General features: G+C 67.3%; 11 protein-coding genes. 6 read left to right on the forward strand and 5 right to left on the reverse strand.

Annotated features, from left to right (window positions below; translation table 11 throughout):
• The first annotated feature begins 26 nt into the window (after positions 1–26).
• From ON41_RS00145 to ON41_RS00170, 6 genes are read left to right on the forward strand one after another with little or no spacing between them, the layout of a single operon-like run.
• Positions 27–257, forward strand: a complete 231-nt coding sequence (locus ON41_RS00145; RefSeq protein ID WP_040743957.1) for a hypothetical protein — start codon at positions 27–29, stop codon at positions 255–257.
• Positions 250–708 carry a hypothetical protein gene (locus ON41_RS00150; protein ID WP_157185305.1) on the forward strand — a complete coding sequence of 153 codons (459 nt, stop codon included), beginning with the start codon at positions 250–252 and terminating at the stop codon, positions 706–708. Before ON41_RS00145 ends, ON41_RS00150 begins: the two co-directional genes overlap by 8 nt.
• 25 nt (positions 709–733) lie before the next feature.
• Positions 734–1,558: a hypothetical protein gene (locus ON41_RS00155; RefSeq protein WP_040743960.1), complete on the forward strand. Its 825-nt coding sequence runs from the start codon at positions 734–736 to the stop codon at positions 1,556–1,558.
• A 15-nt stretch (positions 1,559–1,573) separates the two neighbouring features.
• Positions 1,574–1,975, forward strand: coding sequence for a hypothetical protein (locus ON41_RS00160; protein ID WP_040743962.1), 402 nt, complete (start codon positions 1,574–1,576; stop codon positions 1,973–1,975).
• Between the two features lie 16 nt (positions 1,976–1,991).
• Entirely contained in the window at positions 1,992–2,426 is a 435-nt protein-coding gene (locus ON41_RS00165; RefSeq protein ID WP_040743964.1) for a hypothetical protein, read from the forward strand.
• Position 2,427: 1 nt separating this feature from the next.
• Positions 2,428–3,552 carry a hypothetical protein gene (locus ON41_RS00170; RefSeq protein ID WP_040743965.1) on the forward strand — a complete coding sequence of 375 codons (1,125 nt, stop codon included), beginning with the start codon at positions 2,428–2,430 and terminating at the stop codon, positions 3,550–3,552.
• On the opposite strand, the gene ON41_RS00175 is transcribed toward ON41_RS00170, so the two are convergent.
• The 5 genes from ON41_RS00175 to ON41_RS00195 all read right to left on the reverse strand — a co-directional run.
• Entirely contained in the window at positions 3,549–3,968 is a 420-nt protein-coding gene (locus tag ON41_RS00175; RefSeq protein WP_157185306.1) for a hypothetical protein, read from the reverse strand. The genes ON41_RS00170 and ON41_RS00175 overlap by 4 nt on opposite strands.
• Before the next feature lie 268 nt (positions 3,969–4,236).
• Positions 4,237–4,488 (reverse strand): hypothetical protein, encoded by a 252-nt coding sequence (locus tag ON41_RS00180; protein ID WP_040743969.1) that lies wholly within the window; start codon positions 4,486–4,488, stop codon positions 4,237–4,239.
• A gap of 7 nt (positions 4,489–4,495) precedes the next feature.
• Entirely contained in the window at positions 4,496–4,924 is a 429-nt protein-coding gene (locus ON41_RS00185; protein WP_040743971.1) for a hypothetical protein, read from the reverse strand.
• Between the two features lie 307 nt (positions 4,925–5,231).
• Positions 5,232–5,567, reverse strand: coding sequence for a hypothetical protein (locus ON41_RS00190; protein ID WP_246461005.1), 336 nt, complete (start codon positions 5,565–5,567; stop codon positions 5,232–5,234).
• A gap of 35 nt (positions 5,568–5,602) precedes the next feature.
• Positions 5,603–6,000, reverse strand: a 398-nt coding sequence (locus ON41_RS00195) for a hypothetical protein (RefSeq protein WP_218003320.1), incomplete at its 5' end; no start/stop codon positions are given.

A 6,000-nucleotide genomic window follows, 5' to 3' on the forward strand; every position in this document is an offset into this window, starting at 1 on the left:
GGCCGGTCGAGGGTCAGGAGGGTGGTGTGTCCCAGCACGACTACGGCGTCTCGACCAGGACCCTGACGGTCCTGTGCTACGTCATCACGCTGGTCTGGGCCACGAACATCGTCGCCCCGCTCGTCGTCGACGGATACGCCGGCAACACCGGCGTGAACGGCGTCATGGGCGCACTTCTCGGGGTCCTGGGTGCTGCGCGATATCAGGCGTCTCGCAACAAGGAGCGACCACGAAAGAAGGCAGACAACGGTGAATAACGTGTTTCTGCAATTCCTGTACGGGGTCTCGTGCATCGCCGTGGGGTTCTTCGTCGGCCTCAGCCTGGGGTGGCGCGAGTACAAGCTCGGTGGCCGCCATATCGCCGTGCCGGACCTGCCGCGCACCGAGCGCCAACAGGTGTACTGGCTCATCGTGGTGGCCGCGCTCGCTATCGCCAGCGTCGCCTACGCCGGCATCCAGGCCAGCAGCCAGAGCGAATGCAATTCGGATTTCCGGTCCGGGATGGTCGCTCGCTCGGCGATCAGCACCGAGAACCAACGCCACATCGACGCGATGGTCGGCACCATCGCCGACGGCATGACCGATCCCCGTGCGGAATCGCGTGACCTGATGCGCCGAGCGATCACCGACTACCGGGCGTGGTCGGTCGAGGCCGCGAAACAGCGTGCCGCACATCCGATTCCCGACCCGGTGTGCGGCGGGGGCTGACACCCGATGAGGAGGTGATGAGCAGGTGACCCAACCCGACGGCTCCGATCCCGGACACCTCGGACCCAGCCATCCCGGCGGATTCGCCGACTGGCGCAATCTCACCCAGGCCGACATCGCCGACCGGACGAAAGCGCCACTGGTCGGCGCGGGCGGCAGCTACACGCAGGTCCAGGAAAGCATCGGCGCCGACGACGGCAACGTCATCCCCACCGGTAGCGGACTGTGGCAGTCGTTCACCCGCAACGCCGACGCGACGTTCCCCCGGATCCTGCTGGCGCCCAGGGCCGACCAGACGGCATCGGGCGGCGGCTCGGGCAGCGCACACAGTCACTCAATCCCCTACGACGACCCACCGGACTATCAGCCGGCCGGCGGTGGCGCCAACACGGTCGAACTCGGGTTCTTCTCGGTGTCCAAGGACCGGGAGTATTCACGGCTCACGTTCGGCACCGGCAACTCGGTGACCGCGCTCGGCATCTCGGCCATGTACGCCGGCGCCTACCTGATGAATCCGAACACCGGAGCCCTGCAACTCATGGCCTCGGTGGCCGGCGACATCAAGGCCACCGTCGCGAACACGAACAGCGAATACACGCTCACCCTCTCGACCGCGGTGGAAGCGCTCAAATCCGAGATCTGGGCGGTCGGGCTGCTCCAGGTCACCGGATTCGGCCAGAACTGCAAGAGCATCCTCGCCACGAAGCTCTGGCAGTACGCGGCACCGGCCGGGCTCCGTCCCGCAGCGCTGTACGGCACCGGGCCCGCGTCGACGACGCTGCCGTCGACGATCCCCTACGGCTCGATCACCTTCAACCCGGGGCTGTGCCCGTACTACGCCCTGTCCTGAACGGAGGCCGCGCTCATGACCGTCACCATCACCCAGGACATCACCGATATCGCCGGTGTCGACGACAACACCGTCGTGTGGTTCGCACAGGTCGACGACGTACGCGCCGCCGGGGACGGCACGACCATGGTGTCCACTCGCCGGGTCTCGGCGAAGCCGGTGTCGGGCACGCTCACCATCGCCCTGGAGCCGGGCCCGTGCCGCGTCGAATTCGGCAATCAGCACTACGACATCGAGATTCCCGATATCGACGCCCCGCTACTGCCGCTGATCCTGGCCGGCCTGCCACCCGCGCCGCCACCGGGCAGCGCGTTCATCCGCAACTTCGGCGGCATCACGGGCGCCCAGGTCGTCACCGCCGCATGGTTCGACGCCAACCCGCACGACCCCACCACCCTCTACATCCTCATGCCCTGATCGGAGGTACGTCACCATGACCATCGGCTACCTGTACCCGCGGTTCCATCAGTCGCTGCTCAACGGCGAGGTCTCGGTGGCGCACGCCTGGAAAGGCACGCTGCACACCTCGTCCTACACCCCCGACCTCGACGCGCACCGCTACCAGTCGAGCCTGACCAACGAGTTGTCCACCGGCAGCGGCTACAACTCGGGCGGTCTGACCCTGGCGAACAAGGCGCTCGCCTACGACGCCGCGACCAACACGGCCTGGGTCGACTGCGACGACCTCGTGTGGGATCCCTCGACCCTCAGCGCCCGGTATCTGGTGATCGCGGATACGAATTCCGGTTCGGCGGCAACGAATCCCCTCATCGGCCTGATCGATTTCGAGGTCACCAAGAGTTCGGACAACGGGCCGTTCAAAGCCGCGATCAACACCACCGGCCTCGTTCGGCTCACCGCGACCTGACATGGCGCTGTTCTACCGCGGGCAAGCGCCCGTCGACATGCGGCTCGGCGACCTGAACGTGCTGCGCCTGTATCTCGGCGACGAGCTGATCTGGGACGGCACCACACCCGTCCTGGTACCCGTGCCGCCCCTGCTCGGCGCCGGGTCGGTCCCCGCGCCCGACGTCGCCACCGGCACCGCGGCCGGCCTTCCCGCACTGCTCGGGAGCGGCGACGCACCGGATCCCGCCATCGGGACCGGGGTCACGATCCCGGCGCCGGCCCTCGGCGGCATCGGGATCGTGCCGACACCGGGCCTGGTTACCGGTGTGACGATTTCGGCGCCGGCGGCAACCGGTGTGGGCTCGGTGCCGGCACCCATGGTGGGTGAGACCCGCATCGACCTTCTCCCCCTGCTGGGCACGGGCGCTGTACCCGCACCGGCGTTCTCGGGCGGTGTCACGGCGGCCGACCTCGAACTGATCGGCTCCGGCGAGATCCCGGATCCGGTCCTGTCGACCGGCCTCGCGATCGCCGCACCGGCGTTGGCCGGGACCGGCGTCGTCCCCATCCCCGATATCGTCGCGGGCGCACGCCGCAGCGACGATTTCAACCGGGCCAACGGCGCCATGGGCGCGAACTGGACGCTCGGCAACGGAACGCAGCCGCAGATCAGCTCCAACATGGCCGCCCAGACCGGGAGCAGCGATGGGTTCTTCCCCGCCCGCTACAACGCCGGCCAATCCAGCACCGACCGCTGGTACGTCGAATGGGTCGTCGGCGCCACACCGACCTCGGTGGCCAGCGGCGTCCTGATCCGGGCACGGTCGGACTGGACGCAGGCCGTCGCCGCGGGCTGCTACAGCAGCGACACAGCCATCGCCACCGTCACCTCGGCCACCGGCAGCGGATCGGTGACCCGCGCGTCGAACAGCACGACCTTCGCGGCCGGTGACACTCTGCGCGTCCAGGCCGACGGCAACGTGTACACCGTGTTCAAGAACGGTGTGTCGATCGGGCTGTCCTGGACCGACAGCGGCGGCGTCATCGGCACCGGGAGCAACAACCGGTGGGGCGGCCTTTACGTCCAACGCTCGTCGTTCACCAACAGCGCGGCCCTCAATTCCTGGGTGCTCGCCGACTACTAGAACGCCCATTCCCAGCCACCACCGCGCCCGGACGGCACGAAGGTCAGCACACCGTGCGGGCTGCGCGAGTCGAACACGAGGTGAAAGCTGTACCGGGATCCCGGCGCCAGCTGCGGCGGGAAGTCGAGATCTTGGCAGCGGTACGCGGCGGTCGTCGACGCGTGCGGCTGCGTAACTCCGTTGGCGTCGACGATCGCCCAGTTGCCCATCGGATGGAATCCGCCGAGCAGAGCCGAATCCTCGAACTGTGGTGAGGTCTGGGCATCGATCGCGAGCGCGACGAAATGGCCGTTCTCGGGTACCTGCGCGCCGCTGTGCGTACACGCCGGATCCACCGTGATGCTGGTGACGGTCCACTCGACCGCCAGCGGCTCGCCGGACCTGCCGACACCGGACGATTCGCCGATCGCCTTCACGATATTGTTCCGCGGTGACCTCGGCGGCACCGGCGCGGCGGGTGTCTGCGAGATGAGGGACAGCAAGGGTGGTTTCGGGCTCGTCGACGTGGCCGCAGCGCCATCACCTCCCGAGCTGCTGCACCCGGCAGTGAGGCCTACGGCGGCAAGCGCGGCGGCAATGATCATGATGTGACGCATAGGGTTTCCCTGATCTAGTTCGTCGTCGCCTATGCATAGGAGAGCGCCCTGGTCCCGTTACGGACCAGGGCGCTTTTCGTCGTTCCCTTCAGGACTTGCCGACACCGATCCGCTCGATCGCCCAGTCGACGGCGGCATCCTGGTTGTCGGCTGGAATGCTGCGCGTGGCGTGCAGCGGGGGCGTCACGTAACGGATACGGCGCCAGCCGCGCCCGGGACGGACCACCCACGCGCCCCATTCGCGAAGGATCGGCGCGCCGCGGCGCGCACCCTTCGGCAGAGGCTTAATGGCCGCCCACAGCCGGATCCGGGCGCTGTGTAGGTCGCGGATCGGTTCCATGGCATCCTCAGCAATCAATGATGACCGGCGGTGTCCGCCAGGTGTTGTGGGTCTCGTGGGGCTCTCCGGGCAGGCGCTCCCAGATGTCGGCGACGCCCATCCATGCTCCGTCCTCGCATCGAGCGTACGTCGCGATGTTCGTTCGTGGGTTGGGTATCTGGTCACTCTGTTCCGCCGCGCGCTGTACCCACTGGCCGTTGAGCCGGTAATGCAGGGTCACCAGGACCATGAACTGTTCCGGTGTGTCGGTGGCGCGGCAGTCGGCGAACCCGCCGGTGATGACCGACACCGGCTCATGCATATACGGCTCGCCCGCCGGCATGAAGTGGAAGCGGCATGACGAGTATGGCTCGGCGGCCGCCGTAGGCGCAGTGGCGGCCGTGGCCGCGCCGATAAGGACGGCCGCACAGGCGGCGGCCAGCGTCGAGAATCGCATTCGGTATTCCCCCTTGTTCGGTGCGCGTGGTGCGCACGTCCAAGAATCGCATCGATGCGCGATGCGTGGCAATGGAAATTGTTGTCCAGCAAGCTATTTCGTGGCACACGGCGCACGATGGCCGGACGGCACCCCCAGGGCTGCAATGGGCGTCACGTTAGCCGGGGGTGCCGTTTGATCGTTCGGCTATTCAGTTGTGGGGCAGGATTCGGCTACCGCTGGGAGCCTTCCTCCTGCCCTTCCTGCCCCTCCTGGGGGTCCGGATCGGTCACGGTGAGTCACCTCCTCTCGGCTCGATGGACCTGGGTCACCGGCGCGGCACCATCGGCCGTGCGCCGTAGATCGGGAAGCGGGCGAAACTTTCTCGCGGACAAGCTATTTCGACATCGAGGAAAGTCATGAGCGCGTGCAGCGTGTAGACGTCGAGGTGTGCCGGGCCTGGGCAGATCAGCGCGTCGACCGCTGCGGTACGCGCGTGATCGACCACCGTGAGTAGCGAATTCTCGGGAGGCTCGATCAGCACGTACCCCAGCTCGCGCGCCAGTCGGCGCACCTGCGCGGCGTCCCACTCCGGGGCGGTCGACACCTGTAGGTCGATCCACGGCATTGCGGTGGGTCGCCGCCACCAGGATTGTCCGGCCATTTGCTTCTCCTCACTGAGAATTTGCGGAACCGGGGTCAGATTCGGCCGCTGTCGCGCCGCCATTTCCCCGCCGCCACCAAGAACGTGATCGCGGCGCGCTTGCGGGCGCACGTGGCCTCGTCGCAATTGATGTGTTCCTGCGTGATCGCGTGCGCTTGCCTGGCATCGCCGATCGGTTCCCGCGGCGCACCATGGTCCAGCCGATATTGAATATCGGCCACCGTGATGCGGGGCTCGGCGGGCAATTCCGTGTCCTCCGGAATGGATTTGCACCACGCCGCCACAACCACGATGAAAAGACCAGCGATGACGAGCACCACCGCCAGACCGGGGGCGGTCCCACTGATTGAGGGCGGCGTCATGGCCAGCTCACCAATTTGCCGCGGACCCATATTTCCCGCGGCTGCATCGCGAGCACCATGGCCGCCGCCGA

Source organism: Nocardia transvalensis NBRC 15921, from assembly GCF_000308875.1.
In the GTDB taxonomy this organism is placed as follows: domain Bacteria; phylum Actinomycetota; class Actinomycetes; order Mycobacteriales; family Mycobacteriaceae; genus Nocardia; species Nocardia transvalensis.